A 13487-nucleotide genomic window follows, 5' to 3' on the forward strand; every position below is an offset into this window, starting at 1 on the left:
ACCCGCAAGCACTGGCCATTTTGCAAAACGGGCTCGACCACCTCGTGCAGGTGAGCGATGCCCAAGTGGCGCAGGCCATGCGCGATCTGTACACCGACACCCACAATGTGGCTGAAGGTGCGGGTGCGGCCAGCTTTGCCGCCGCGTGGTCCGAACGCGAACAACTGCGCGGGCAAGTGGTGGGCACCACCTTGTGCGGTGGCAATGTGGACGCCAGCACCTTGTGCCAGGTGCTGCAAAACCGCTCCTGAAGTCCGCAGGACCCAGCTCTTTGCCGCCATGGAAACCCAGCAAGCGCGTCAACCCTGACGCCAATGGCTGACCCATTCCAGACCAGAAAAGCCAGGTCGCTCTTGGGACAAAACCGGCGCACGTCCACCACCACAATAGCCGCCCATGGGAACTCTCTATCTGGTCCGCCATGGACAAGCCTCCTTCGGGGCCGATGACTACGATCAACTCAGCCCACTAGGCCGGCAGCAGGCGGTGCGCTTGGGTGAATACCTGCGGCCCAAACTTCAGGGCCAACCCATCGAAGCGGTGATGATGGGCAGCTTGAAGCGCCACCGCCAAACTTGGGAAGGCATCGCCGAGGGCGGGGGCTTGCCCCACACACCCACCGTCTGGCCGGGCCTGAACGAATACGACAGCCACGCGCTGATCGAATCCATCCACCCCGAGCCGCTGGCCAAGCCCGACACCCCCGAGCTGTACCGCCACCACTTTCGCCTGCTGCGCGATGCGCTGCAAGCCTGGATGGCCGGGCGCACCCAGCCGCGCGGCATGACCAGCTACGCCGACTTTGTGGGCGGCATTGAGGCGGCGCTCGACCATGTGCGGCAAAACCATTCAGGCGACGTGATGATCGTCTCCAGCGGCGGCCCCATCTCCACCGCGGTGGGCCGGGTGCTGGGCACCCCGGCCGAGACCACCATCGAGCTGAACCTGCGCATCCGCAACACGGCGCTGACCGAGTTTGTGTTCAACCCCAGGCGGCACATGCTGCTGACCTACAACACGCTGCCCCACCTGGACAACGACGCGCACAAAGACTGGGTCACCTTCGCCTGAAACGCTGAATTTCCTCATAAAAATTGGGTGTAATCCCTAGGAAAAGCCTTGCAATTGCAGGGGCAAAATAGGGGCATGAATTGTTCGACCGCCTGGCTTGCCCTTCAGACACTGGAAGGCGGCATTGAGCTCACCCGCACTCCCGCCGATCAAGCCGATCGCCTGGCAGCACAGCTGAGCGCGGACCTTCGGGAATGGGGCCTTCAGTCGGCTATTCAGACTTTGAATGTGCCCCTGGAAGACGGCTCGGTGGCCCTGGTGGCCAGCTTGCGGCCCGAGTTCCAAGAAGCCCATATGCCCGGGTTCAACAGCCTGAACTTGCGCACTTCCCTCGGGCAAGCCGACCCGGCTGACCACGCCAATGAGGCTTGGGCCTTGGAGCGCGAAATCTGGGTGGCCCTGCTGGGCTCGCCCCATCGATTTGCATTCCGCGACTTGGAGGCCCTGAAGTCACACGTTCGGGTGCGGCGCAACATGGCCTTGGCCGCCCGATTGACCGCGCTGGCCTTCAAAACCGAGGCTGCAGAGCGCCCCGAGGCCGATTGGCACTACGAAGAAGAACCCGGCTTCATCCTCAAGCCGGCTCGCCCCTTGATCAACGCGCTGATCGCCGCCACGCAGCCCGAGGCCACCGGCAAGCTGTACGACTTCTCGTGCTACCGCGCCACCGAATACGTGATCTTGCTGGGCATCGCGCAAGAGTTGCAGGCGCACCACCCCGCTTTGCTGGCCCAGTTGCAGCAACTCAACGAACGCCACGCGGTGCGCTCAGGCCAGTTCCATGAGGTGTTCCTGATCGAGTACGGCAGCATGGAAGCCCCCTTGCCCGCCCGCTTTTATGTCCCGGGCGACCGGCTGTGGTTTCGCAACCCGGACGAGCGCTCCGCCGACGTGACCGGCTACGAAGGCTCTTGGGTCATGTACATGGGCGGCGGCCTGTTCAGCAACTTCTGGAAACGGGACACGCCCTTCACCCTTGAGTCCAAAGCCATTGAAATCTTCCATTGGAAAGACGGCGTGTACACCGACGCCCAAGGCGAGCTGCAAATGGACGAGACGGTGGTGGAACGCTTGGTGGCACAAACCCAGGCCGACCCGCAAGCCAGAGCCCGCGTGCTGGAACGCATGCTGCGCATGCGCGACCCCAAAGGTGTTTATGCCGAGGGTGGCTGCATCGACACGACCCGCGAATACCCCAAAAATGTCAGCCGCGAACACTGCGAGCTGGTGTTGCCCCGCTTCTGAATCTCGGCCCGCTGGTGCTTAGCCAACCTGGTCGGTGAGCGTATCGGGGGGCAATTGGTCGACCTCAGTCAACAACTGCGCCAGCGCCCGTCCCGAGGCGTCCAGCAAAGCCTGCCCTTTGGCCAGCGTGGCCGCAGCCGCATTGCCCGCTGCGCCATGGCGGTTGTAATCCTGCATTTGCCAGCCCAGCTTGGCACTTTTTCCGTTACCCACTATTTCAAAACGCTCGGCGCGGTCTTGCGAGGTGGACCGAAAGTTTTGCGCCAAATCCATGCGCACGCATTCGGGGCGCAGCGCCAGCATCATGGAGGTTTCGGTGTCCCCCGCGTGCACGCCAAAACGGTGCTCTTCGGGCGGAAACAGCGCATTCACGTCGCCGCCTTGCGCATCGCGCAGCGGCAAATTGAACCAACTCACGCTGTACACCAGCATACCCAGCCGGGCCCGCAGGTCGCGCGCCACGATGTCCATCACACTGACCTGACCGCCATGGGCGTTCAAAAGCACCAACTTTTTCACGCCACTGGCCGCCACCGACTCGCCCATGTCGGTCCACAAACGGATCACGGTTTCGGCCTTGAGCGTCAGGGTGCCGGCAAAACGGGCGTGCTCGGGGCTCAAGCCCACCGTTTGGGTGGGCAAAAACAAGACCGGCAACTCAGCTGGCAAGTGCGGCAGGCAAGCCGACACGACGCCATTGACCAAGTCGGTGTCCACCGACAGCGGCAGGTGCGGGCCATGTTGCTCGGTAGCGGCCACCGGCAGCACGGCGATGGCGCGCTCCAGCGGCAGTGCCTGAAAATCTGTGGTGGTCCAGTCGGCCCAAAATCGCGAAGGGTTTTGCATGTTCGGCATCTTAATGGAGCGCGGCCGTGTACAGTGCCTTTCGCAGAAGGTTCCGCTACAGGTGTTCGGGGCCATAAAGAAGGATTGGCGTGAAAGTTTCCTTGTTGTCGCGTGGCTGGGGCATGGTTCAGAGTGGGCTGATTGTGCTGGGCTTGTGCGCGCTCTTGTGGGCGTCCGCGCCCAGCCTGGCGCAAACCGGCACCCTGTTTTCTTCGAAAGCGACCGCCAGCAATTCCGCCACCAACGCCTTGCTCAGCAGTTCCGCCCATGTGGTCAGCACCGAGCAGGTGCGGGCCGAGTTGCAGTTGCACGCCCCCCAGGGCATCCAGGCCGGGAAAACCTTTTGGCTGGGCCTGCAGATCGAACACCAGCCCCAGTGGCACACCTATTGGCAAAACCCAGGCGACTCGGGCTTGCCCACCCAGCTGCAGTGGCAGCTGCCTGCAGGCTTGCAAGCCGGCGTCATCGCGTGGCCTTTGCCCAAAAAATTCCCGATTGGCAGCTTGGCCAACTATGGCTACGAAGGCCGTGTGCTGCTGACGGTCCCCGTGACGGTGGCCGCTGACTTCCGCTTCCCGGACAGTGGGCCACTGACCCTTCAATTGCAAGCCGATTGGCTGGTGTGCCGCCAAGAATGCATCCCGCAAGAGGGCCGCATGAGCCTGAACCTGGCCTCTGCCGCGCCGCAAACACCGAACGCGGCAGGTTTCGAAGCAGCCCAAAAACTCAGCCCCCTAACGCTGCCTCAGCTCAAGCAAGGCGGCACCTGGATCACCGGTGGCCAGACCACGTTGTCGGACGACGGCCGGCAACTGAGCTTGCGCGTGCACGGCCTGCCCGTCAGCTGGCGTGGCCAGACGCTCAGCGCTTTCCCGCTCACCGCCAGCGTGGTGCGTCACGCGGCCGTGCAGGGCAAAGACTGGACGCAAAACTGGCAAGGCGCGGTCTGGCAGGCGCAAATTCCAGTGTCTGAAGAACGCGGCGACAGCCCCCAAAGCCTGCGATGGGTCATCGCGACGGGGCCGGAGTCTGCGCCCCAAGCCCCTGCTTTTGAGCTGACAACGCCCGTGCAAGGCACTTGGCCCCCATTGGCACAAGCCGCGCCAGCCGAAATCTCGCCCGCGCTGGCCAAGGCCTTGGCTGAGAATGCACGCGCAGCGCAAAAACCAGCGGCATCCAGCGCCACGGCTTTGGGCCTGACCTTGGCCATTTTGGGGGCGCTGGTGGGCGGTTTGCTGCTCAACCTGATGCCCTGCGTGTTTCCAGTGCTGGCCATCAAGGTGCTGGGCTTTGCCCGGGCCGATGCCACCCAGGCCCAACACCGCGCCGCCGGAATGGCCTACACCGCGGGTGTGGTGCTGTCGTTCATGTTGCTGGGCGGCCTGATGCTGGCCTTGCGTGCCGCTGGCGAGCAGCTTGGCTGGGGTTTTCAGTTGCAGTCACCGCCCGTGGTGGCGGCTCTGGCACTCTTGTTCACCCTGCTGGGCCTGAACCTTGCGGGCGTTTTTGAATTCGGACAAATGCTGCCCAGCAGCTTGGCGTCTTTGCAAAGCCGCCACCCGACCGTGAACGCCGGTTTGTCGGGTGTGCTGGCTGTGGCCGTGGCTTCGCCCTGCACTGCCCCCTTCATGGGCGCGTCGCTGGGGTTGGCGATTGCGCTGCCCGTGTGGCAGGCGCTCTTGGTCTTTGCCGCCATGGGCGTGGGCATGGCCTTGCCGTATCTAACGGCCAGCTGGTGGCCAGGCATCGCCCGCGCCCTGCCGCGCCCAGGGGCCTGGATGTTGACTTTCCGCCAAGCCATGGCCTTCCCCATGTTTGCCACTGTCGTCTGGCTGCTGTGGGTGTTGGGTCAACAAACTGGCATCGACGGGGCCAGTGGTCTGTTGGCTTTGCTGCTCACGGTGGCTTGGCTGGCTTGGGCTTTGGGCCTGACAAGCCCCACGCGCTGGGTCATGGGCGGCTTGGCTCTGGCCACTTTGCTGTGGCTGGGCAGCAGCTGGCTGCCTTTGGCTTTTCGTGAAGCGCCTGCAGCGGCAGCTTCAGCCACATCGGCCAGCAGCGCCAGCGAGAAAAACGCCGCCGGCCTGCCCTTGTGGCAAGCTTGGTCAGAGGCTGCCCTGCTGGCGCAACTGAACGCCGGTCGCCCAGTGTTCGTGGACTTCACCGCGGCCTGGTGCGTGACCTGCCAGTACAACAAAAAAACCACCTTCACCGATGCCAAGCTGCTGGCCGACTTTGCAGCCCGCCAAGTGGTGCTGATGCGTGCCGACTGGACCCGTCGGGACCCCGCCATCACTCAGGCGCTCACGGCACTGGGCCGCAGCGGCGTGCCGGTGTATGCCTTGTACGCGCCGGGCCGTGCGCCCGTGCTGCTGTCCGAATTGCCCAGCGTGGCCGAAGTGCAAGCGGCGCTGCAAGCCCTGAGCACTGGGCGTTGAACGCCCGCCCTTGTCTGACCTCTTTGACGCCCGCCGGACAGTGAAACGTCCTTGCAGCCTGCGACAATGTCGGGCATGAGCACTTCTTTTGCCCCCCTCCAAAACGACAGTTTCTTGCGCGCCTGCCTGCGCCAAGCCACAGACCACACCCCCGTCTGGCTCATGCGCCAAGCCGGGCGCTACCTGCCCGAGTACCGCGACACCCGCGCCAAAGCCGGCAGCTTCATGGGCCTGGCCACCAACGTCGACTACGCGACCGAAGTCACCCTGCAGCCTCTTGAACGTTACCCGCTTGACGCGTCCATTTTGTTTTCCGACATCTTGACCGTGCCCGACGCCATGGGCTTAGGCCTGAGCTTCGCTTTGGGCGAAGGCCCCCGCTTTGCCAAAAACGTGCGCGACGAAGCCGCCGTGGCCGAGTTGGCCGTGCCCGACATGAACAAGCTGCGCTACGTGTTCGATGCGGTCACATCCATACGCAAGGCGCTCAACGGCCGCGTGCCGTTGATCGGTTTTTCCGGCAGCCCCTGGACGCTGGCTTGCTACATGGTTGAGGGCGCTGGGTCGGACGACTACCGTCATGTGAAGACCCTGATGTACAGCCGCCCGGACCTGATGCACCGCATCCTGGAAATCAACGCCGACGCGGTGGCCCTGTACCTGAACACGCAAATCGAAGCCGGTGCCCAAGCCGTCATGGTGTTTGACAGCTGGGGCGGCGTGCTGGCCGATGGCGCATTCCAGCAGTTCAGCCTGACCTACACGGCCCGTGTGCTGAGCCAATTGAAAACCGAGCACCACGGCCAGCGCATCCCCAGCATCGTCTTCACCAAAGGCGGCGGCCTGTGGCTGCCCGAAATGGCGGGCCTGAACTGCGACGTGCTGGGCCTGGACTGGACCATGAACCTGGGCCGAGCACGCGCCCTGGTGGGCGGAGATGTCGGTGGCCCCGGCAAAGCGCTGCAAGGCAACATCGACCCCAACATCCTGTTTGTACCGCCTGCACAAATCGCCACCGAAGTGCACCGCGTGCTGGACAGCTTTGGCACGCCGCACACCGACAAAACCCAAACCGGCCCCACCCACATCTTCAACCTGGGCCACGGCATCAGCCAGTACACGCCGCCCGAACATGTGACTGCGCTGGTCGAGGCGGTGCACAGCCATTCGAAGGTCATGCGCCAAAAATGAGCATGGCTGACCTGGGCGGTCCGATTAGCATAAAAAACGGCCATTCAAGCACTTTTTCCAAAAATAAAGGTCGGTTGGCGCTTGACTTATGCACAAAAGTTAACATCACTCAAAACACCCCGGTCATGCTGCAAGGCAGCAAAATCGATCGACACCCTATCACGCAAGTTGTTGATTTCATTGAACTTTATTTCATGCATATTGAATGGGCAATTTGACGGAAGGCTTGATTTTCAAGGCTTCCAGCCCATCCCAACAGAGTTTTCAACAAAGTTATCCACAGATTTTCTGGATTGCGCTCAAAGCTCTTTGAAATCAATGACTTAGCCTCTCTTTCAAGAATTCAGCTAACCTCTAACACCGCCAAATTCACTTAAAAACTCCGAGAACAATGTGAGCGCACACCACTGGATTGACGTTGCCGTCCAAACCCCGGCCCACAGCCAGGTAGGGGGGCTGCTGAGTTACCGCAGCCCCTTTTGGGTGCAGCCGGGACAACTGGTGCGCGTGCCTTTGGGCCAGCGCGACGTGCTGGGGGTGGTCTGGGCGCTGAATGATGCCGCCCCCGAAAACATGCCCGAATCGGCGGTGCGCGATGTGTTGGGCGTGCTCGAAGGCCTGCCACCGCTGGACAGCGCCTGGCGGCAACTGGTGCAGTTTTCAGCACAGTATTACCAGCGCTCATTGGGCGAAGTCGCCCTGTCCGCCCTGCCGCCGCAACTGCGTGACCTGAGCAACGAGCAGCTGGCCCGCCGCCTCAAAAAACAAAACACCGAGCGCGCCGTGCACAACACGCCGGGCCCCGCCTTGTCAGACGAACAAAGCGCCGTACTGGACCAGATGGCCCTGGGCACCGGGCCTTTTTTGCTGTTTGGCAGCACCGGCAGCGGCAAGACCGAGGTGTATTTGCAGGCCGTCGAGCGCATGCTGGCGACCGACCCGCAGGCCCAAGCCCTGCTGATGGTGCCCGAGATCAACCTCACGCCCCAGCTCGAGGAACGGGTGCGAGCGCGTTTTGGCAGCGAAGCCGTGGTGTCGATGCACAGCGGCATGACACCCGCCCAGCGCCTCAAGGGCTGGCTGGCCGCCCATGCAGGCCACGCCCGCATCGTGCTGGGCACACGCATGGCCATTTTTGCGTCCATGCCGCACCTGAAACTGATCGTGGTCGATGAAGAGCACGACCCCAGCTACAAACAACAAGAGGGCGCACGCTATTCGGCGCGAGACTTGGCGGTGTACCGGGGAAAGCTGCAAAACGCGCAAGTGCTGCTCGCCTCGGCCACGCCCTCCCTCGAAAGTTGGCACCTGAGCCGCCCCGCCGATGCGGTAGGACTCAACGGCGGTCGCTACCAACGCCTGCTGATGCCCTCGCGCATTGGCACGGCTCTTTTGCCCAAAGTGCGGCGCGTGGACATGAACAAACAGCCGCGCCGCACGGTTTTGTCGGCACCCTTGGTGGCCGCCATCCAAGAGCGGGTGGAGCGCGGTGAACAATGCATGCTGCTGCTCAACCGCCGGGGCTATGCGCCCGTGCTGCACTGCGCCGACTGCGGCTGGAAAAGCGAATGCAAGCACTGCAGCGCATTTCGGGTGTTCCACAAAATCGACCGCACCCTGCGCTGCCACCACTGCGGCCTGACCGAGCGGGTGCCCCGGGCCTGCCCCGAATGCGGCAACGCCGACATCGCGCCCATTGGCCGGGGCACCGAACAACTCGAAGAGCATTTGGGCGAGTTGTTGGCGCACGTCTTGCGCCCCGACGGCACCCCGGTGCGCATCGCCCGCATCGACGCCGACAGCACCCGCTTGAAAGGCGCGCTGGAAAGCCAGCTGGCCCAAGTGCACTCGGGCGAAGTGGACGTGTTGGTCGGCACGCAAATGATTGCCAAGGGGCATGACTTTCGGCGCATCACGCTGGTGGCAGCGGTCAATCCAGACACAGCCCTGTTTTCGAGTGACTTTCGCGCACCCGAGCGGCTGTTTGCGCTGCTCATGCAAGCCGCAGGCCGCGCCGGACGTGACGCCGCACAAAGTGCCACCAGCGAAATGTGGGTGCAAACCTTTCACCCGCAACACGCGCTGTTTGAGGCGCTCAAAAAACACGACTACCCGGCCTTTGCCGCGAATGAGTTGGCCGAGCGCACCGCCGCCGACTTGCCACCCATCAGCCACCAGGCCTTGCTGCGCGCCGACGCCCGCACGCAAGAAGCCGCCCAAGGCCTGCTGAACGCCGCCCGCGAAGCCCTGCAAGCCCAGCTGAGCGCCGACCCTTCTACGGCGGATTTGGTGCCTCAAGTGAATGTGTACCCCGCCGTGCCCATGAGCATGCAGCGCGTGGCCGATGTGGAACGCGCCCAAATGCTGCTGGAAAGCCCCAGCCGCATGGCGCTGCAAAAAATGCTGTGGCACCTGCACGGCGTGTTGCACCAAGTGCGCAGCCAGCCCGAACACAAAGGCGTGATCCGCTGGCTGGTGGACGTGGACCCGCAGGCGATTTGAGCCCGCCCGCCTCGGCCCTCAGGCCTGGAACAAGGCCACCACCCCGGAAAAGGTAAAAAACGCCGCCACCGTGGTCACCAGGATGATGCGTGCGATGCGCCCGTTGTCGGCCCCCAGCCGCTCGGCCAACAAGGACACATTGCTGGCACTGGGCAGCGCAGCCACCAGCACGATCACCTGCAAGGCAAACGGCTCGATCGGCACGCCCCATTGCATGGCGGTCAAGCCGACCAACAAGACCAGCAAGGGGTGCAGCACCAGCTTGATCAAGGCCACGGGCAAATAATCGGCCAAGCCCAACGGCCCGTGCGGCCGCTCATGGGCCAGCATTTGGGAGCGCGCCAGCACCGCGCCAATGGTGAACAAGGCCACTGGCGAAGCGGCATCGGCCAGCAGACCCACCGTTTCGTTCACCGGGCCACTCAAGGCCCAACCACCGTAAGAAAACGCAGCCCCCAAAGAAATAGCCCAGGGCATCGGGTTGCGCAGCACCCCCGCCAGCGCTTTGCGAGCGGCCACAACGGCGCCATGCTCACCTGCCGCATCCATGCGCGACAAGGCCACGCACAAAGAAGACGTGATCACCAAGTCCACCACGATGGTCACAATCGCAGGCCCCACTGCCTGCGCCCCCAGCAAAGCCACCAGGAGTGGCACGCCCATGAAGCCGGTGTTGGGAAACGCCGCCACCAAAGCGCCCAAAGACGCGTCGTTCCAACGGATGCGCCCATTCAGGCTGATGGCGATGCTGAACGCCACCACCACCAGCGCGCAAAACAAATACGTGAAAAACACCCCCGCATCGAGCAGCTGCGCGATGGGCGTGTCCGCGCCAAAACGAAACAACATGCAAGGCAAGGCAAAAAACAACACAAAGCCGTTCAACCCCGAAATCGCCTCCAGCGGCAACCACTTCAGGCGGGCGGCGGCATAACCGCACAGCACCAGGGCAAAAAAAGGAAATGTGACGCGCAGAACTTCTAACATCTGCAGATTGTCGGGTAAACCATGAGGGGCCCAGGCGCTCAGAGTCGCTGAGCCGACAAATCACGATGTCCATCGTTCTGCGCAGGCCTTGATGCTTGCCGATGGGGAAGGTGTGTCGTAGAGAAGGCGAAAGGCCGCATGCAGCGGCCTTTCCTTTGGGTGCATCTTTCAGTCTAGACGATTGGGAATACACACTGGCCGAAACGTCAAACGTCCCAGGTACTGGAGCCTTTGGTCTGTCGAATTGGCGTTATTGGCGTTGGCAAACCGCTATCATGGCCCGCTTTGCCTCGTTTGCCTTTTTTTCAAACCTTTCCCCCATGTCAGCCGGACTCAACAACGCCCAACTCGAGGCCGTGAACTTTGTCTCCGGCCCTTGCCTGGTGCTGGCCGGGGCGGGTTCGGGCAAAACGCGGGTGATCACGCACAAGATCGGGCGGTTGATCGAGGCGGGGCTCGAGCCCAAGCGCATCGCCGCCATCACCTTCACCAACAAAGCCGCCGCCGAAATGCGCGAGCGGGCCAAGCAGCTGATTGGCCGCGCCGCCAAGGATGTGCTGATTTGCACCTTCCACGCCCTGGGTGTGCGCATCATGCGAGAAGACGGCGCGGTGCTGGGCCTGAAACCCCAGTTCAGCATCATGGACGCCGACGACGTGACCAGCATCTTGAAGGATTGCGGCGGCACCACCGATGCGGCCACCGCCCGCCAGTGGCAGTGGACCATCAGCCTGTGGAAAAACATGGGCCTGAACGCCGAGCAGGCCGCAGCCCAGGCCCCCGACGACAACGCCCGGGTGATCGCCCGCATCATGGCGCTCTACCAAGAGCGGCTCACGGCTTACCAAAGCGTGGACTTTGACGACCTGATTGGCCTGCCCCTGAAGCTGCTGGCCGAGTTTCCCGAGGTGCGCGAGCGCTGGCAGGCCAAGATGGGCCATGTGCTGGTGGACGAATACCAAGACACCAACGCCACCCAATACGAGGTGCTGAAACACCTGGTGGGCGAGCGGGCGCGCTTCACGGCGGTGGGTGACGACGACCAATCGATTTATGGCTGGCGTGGTGCGACGCTGGACAACCTCAAGCGCTTGCCGGTGGATTTTCCGCAGCTCAAAGTCATCAAGCTGGAGCAGAATTACCGATCCACCAGCGCGATTTTGAGGGCGGCCAACAACGTCATCGAGTCCAACCCCAAGCTCTACCCCAAAACCCTGTTTTCAGAGCTGGGCGAGGGCGAGCCGGTGCGGGTGGTCGACGCGGTGAACGAAGAGCACGAGGCCGATCGGGCGATTGCCCGCATCCAGTCGATCCGCGGTGGGCATTCGCTCGAATCCAAACACCGCGAATTCAAGGACTTCGCCATCCTGTACCGGGCCAACCACATGGCGCGTCCGTTTGAACAAGCCCTGCGCCGCGCCAACATCCCCTACAAGGTGTCGGGCGGGCAGAGCTTTTTTGACAAGGCCGAGATCAAGGACTTGTGCGCCTGGTTTCGCCTGTGGATCAACAACGACGACGACCCGGCTTTTTTGCGCGCCATCACCAGCCCCAAACGCGGCATCGGCCACCAGACGCTAGGCCAGCTGGGCACCTTCGCCACCCAGTACAAGCTCAGCCTGTTCGAATCGCTTTTTGCGGGCAGCTTGCCCAGCGCGGTCAATGCGCGGGCGGTGGCGGGGCTGCATGAATTTGGCCGGTATATCAATGACTTGGAGCACCGCGCCCGACTGACTTTGGGCAAAACCGATGCCCTCGCGTTCTTGCTGGAGTGGCTGAAAGAAATCGGCTACGAGTCGCACCTGTACGACGGCGAAGACAACGAAAAGGTGGCCAGCGCCCGCTGGTCCAACGTGCTGGAGTTTTGCGACTGGATGGCGGGGCGCTGCGGCGGCGAGATCGAAGACGCGACCGGCGCTCAAACAGGGGCCGAGGCGGCTGAGACCAAAAACCTGCTCGACGTGGCGCAAACCATCTCCCTCATCTCCACCCTGAGCGATCGCGAAAAAGACCAAAACGTGGTCACGCTGTCGACCTTGCACGCCTCCAAGGGTTTGGAGTGGCCACACGTCACGCTGGTGGGGGTGAACGAAGGCTTACTGCCTTTCAAGCTGGGCGACGACACCACCGAAGGGGCCAGCCAAGAGGGCATTTTGCTGCGCCTGCAAGAAGAGCGCCGCCTGATGTATGTGGGCATCACCCGCGCCCAGCGCAGCCTTTCCGTGAGCTGGACCCGCCGCCGCAAAAAAGGCCGAGAAACCGTGGCCGCCCTGCCCAGCCGTTTTATTGCCGAAATGCGGTTGGACGAAAACACCGCCAAAGAAGACCCGCGCGAAAAGCTCAAGGCGCTGCGGGCCGAATTTGCGGAGCGGGCGGCCGCATCCGTCGCAGCGGCAGCGCTGGCCAAGACATGAGCGCACCCCACTCTGGCTTTCGCATGGCGTGCTTGGGCGCCCTGGTCGCGGTTTTGGCGCTGTCAGGCTGCACCACCCTGCCGCCGGCTTGCCCTGCCCCCGCAGATGTCAAACCCGAGCAACTTCACAGCGTCTGGAGCGTGCAACTGGACGGCTCCGGCCCCCCATGGACCCTGCAGCTGGGCCCGCACCCCGAAGACCAGGGCAGTCTGCGCGGCGAACTGACGCGAGGGACGCTGCACTACCCGGTGGTGGCCGACTTGGAGGGCGGAGAATTCACATTGGAAGAATCGCACGACGGCGCGCGCATCGCGGCGACCTGGCTAGGCACCGTGTTGGCAGGCAGCTGCGGCCGAGTCCTGCAAGGCCAGCGCATCGGCCCCCAGGAGCACCAACGGGCCTTTCTCATCCGCCCCTGAGCAGGCGGCCCTGAAACTGAACACCTGTCGGTGATTTGCCCCAGCCCGCCAACTGCCCCGCCCTTATCCCGCAAAATACGCCACTTGACGCAACCCCCTCAAAGCACTTCCAGCACCCATTCCAGCATGACGGGCTCCACTTATTTGCAAACCCACTCCAGGCGCAAGCCATGGGGTTTGGGTGTGGTCGTGTTGCTGCATTTGCTGGCATTTTGGGCCATCCAAGCAGGCCTGGCCCGCGACATCGGCCGCCAATTGCCCCAGGTGGTCCAAGCCATCTTGCTGCAGGAAACCCCGCCGCCCAAAATCGATCCGCCCCCTGCGCCGAAGCCACCGCCGCCACCGCCGCCCAAACCACAAGCACCACCCCCGGT

11 protein-coding genes and 1 pseudogene are annotated in these 13487 nt (G+C 63.0%); 10 read left to right on the forward strand and 2 right to left on the reverse strand.

What is annotated here, in order from left to right:
• The 3 genes from ACIQ47_RS11370 to ACIQ47_RS11380 all read left to right on the forward strand — a co-directional run.
• Positions 1-251 (forward strand): pyridoxal-phosphate dependent enzyme (locus tag ACIQ47_RS11370; RefSeq protein ID WP_396438229.1); only part of this gene is annotated, 251 nt, incomplete at its 5' end.
• A gap of 145 nt (positions 252-396) precedes the next feature.
• Positions 397-1071, forward strand: coding sequence for a histidine phosphatase family protein (locus ACIQ47_RS11375; protein WP_396438230.1), 675 nt, complete (start codon positions 397-399; stop codon positions 1069-1071).
• Between the two features lie 75 nt (positions 1072-1146).
• Positions 1147-2316 (forward strand): hypothetical protein, encoded by a 1170-nt coding sequence (locus tag ACIQ47_RS11380; protein ID WP_396438231.1) that lies wholly within the window; start codon positions 1147-1149, stop codon positions 2314-2316.
• Between the two features lie 18 nt (positions 2317-2334).
• Here ACIQ47_RS11380 and ACIQ47_RS11385 read toward each other — a convergent pair whose 3' ends face one another.
• Positions 2335-3162 carry a creatininase family protein gene (locus ACIQ47_RS11385; protein ID WP_396438232.1) on the reverse strand — a complete coding sequence of 276 codons (828 nt, stop codon included), beginning with the start codon at positions 3160-3162 and terminating at the stop codon, positions 2335-2337.
• Between the two features lie 122 nt (positions 3163-3284).
• On the opposite strand from ACIQ47_RS11385, the gene ACIQ47_RS11390 reads away from it, so the two are divergent.
• The 4 genes from ACIQ47_RS11390 (at position 3285) to priA (ending at position 9293) form a co-directional block, all read left to right on the forward strand.
• Positions 3285-5600: a protein-disulfide reductase DsbD family protein gene (locus ACIQ47_RS11390; protein WP_396438239.1), complete on the forward strand. Its 2316-nt coding sequence runs from the start codon at positions 3285-3287 to the stop codon at positions 5598-5600.
• A 75-nt stretch (positions 5601-5675) separates the two neighbouring features.
• Positions 5676-6791: a uroporphyrinogen decarboxylase gene (gene hemE / locus ACIQ47_RS11395; protein ID WP_396438233.1), complete on the forward strand. Its 1116-nt coding sequence runs from the start codon at positions 5676-5678 to the stop codon at positions 6789-6791.
• Positions 6788-7009: a hypothetical protein gene (locus ACIQ47_RS11400; protein ID WP_396438234.1), complete on the forward strand. Its 222-nt coding sequence runs from the start codon at positions 6788-6790 to the stop codon at positions 7007-7009. Before hemE ends, ACIQ47_RS11400 begins: the two co-directional genes overlap by 4 nt.
• Before the next feature lie 175 nt (positions 7010-7184).
• Entirely contained in the window at positions 7185-9293 is a 2109-nt protein-coding gene (gene priA / locus ACIQ47_RS11405; protein ID WP_396438235.1) for a primosomal protein N', read from the forward strand.
• A gap of 18 nt (positions 9294-9311) precedes the next feature.
• Here priA and ACIQ47_RS11410 read toward each other — a convergent pair whose 3' ends face one another.
• A complete protein-coding gene (locus tag ACIQ47_RS11410) occupies positions 9312-10280 on the reverse strand; it encodes an AEC family transporter (RefSeq protein WP_396438236.1) in 969 nt (322 codons plus the stop codon).
• Positions 10281-10600: 320 nt separating this feature from the next.
• Between ACIQ47_RS11410 and ACIQ47_RS11415 the strand changes: the two genes are divergently transcribed.
• The 3 genes and pseudogenes from ACIQ47_RS11415 to ACIQ47_RS11425 all read left to right on the forward strand — a co-directional run.
• A complete protein-coding gene (locus ACIQ47_RS11415) occupies positions 10601-12694 on the forward strand; it encodes an ATP-dependent helicase (RefSeq protein WP_396438237.1) in 2094 nt (697 codons plus the stop codon).
• Positions 12691-13113, forward strand: coding sequence for a hypothetical protein (locus tag ACIQ47_RS11420; RefSeq protein ID WP_396438238.1), 423 nt, complete (start codon positions 12691-12693; stop codon positions 13111-13113). The genes ACIQ47_RS11415 and ACIQ47_RS11420 overlap by 4 nt, the downstream gene beginning before the upstream one ends.
• Positions 13114-13197: 84 nt before the next feature.
• A pseudogene (locus ACIQ47_RS11425) lies at positions 13198-13487 on the forward strand (hypothetical protein); the annotation flags it as partial.

Source organism: Limnohabitans sp. (assembly GCF_044373035.1).
Classification (GTDB): Bacteria; Pseudomonadota; Gammaproteobacteria; order Burkholderiales; family Burkholderiaceae_C; genus Limnohabitans_A.

Bases quoted from the DNA above. Each gene is read 5' to 3' on its own strand.
- ACIQ47_RS11375 (WP_396438230.1), top strand. From the start codon at position 397: ATGGGAACTCTCTATCTGGTCCGCCATGGACAAGCCTCCTTCGGGGCC.
- ACIQ47_RS11380 (WP_396438231.1), top strand. From the start codon at position 1,147: ATGAATTGTTCGACCGCCTGGCTTGCCCTTCAGACACTGGAAGGCGGC.
- ACIQ47_RS11385 (WP_396438232.1), bottom strand. From the start codon at position 3,162: ATGCAAAACCCTTCGCGATTTTGGGCCGACTGGACCACCACAGATTTT.
- ACIQ47_RS11390 (WP_396438239.1), top strand. From the start codon at position 3,285: ATGGTTCAGAGTGGGCTGATTGTGCTGGGCTTGTGCGCGCTCTTGTGG.
- hemE (WP_396438233.1), top strand. From the start codon at position 5,676: ATGAGCACTTCTTTTGCCCCCCTCCAAAACGACAGTTTCTTGCGCGCC.
- ACIQ47_RS11400 (WP_396438234.1), top strand. From the start codon at position 6,788: ATGAGCATGGCTGACCTGGGCGGTCCGATTAGCATAAAAAACGGCCAT.
- ACIQ47_RS11410 (WP_396438236.1), bottom strand. From the start codon at position 10,280: ATGTTAGAAGTTCTGCGCGTCACATTTCCTTTTTTTGCCCTGGTGCTG.
- ACIQ47_RS11415 (WP_396438237.1), top strand. From the start codon at position 10,601: ATGTCAGCCGGACTCAACAACGCCCAACTCGAGGCCGTGAACTTTGTC.
- ACIQ47_RS11420 (WP_396438238.1), top strand. From the start codon at position 12,691: ATGAGCGCACCCCACTCTGGCTTTCGCATGGCGTGCTTGGGCGCCCTG.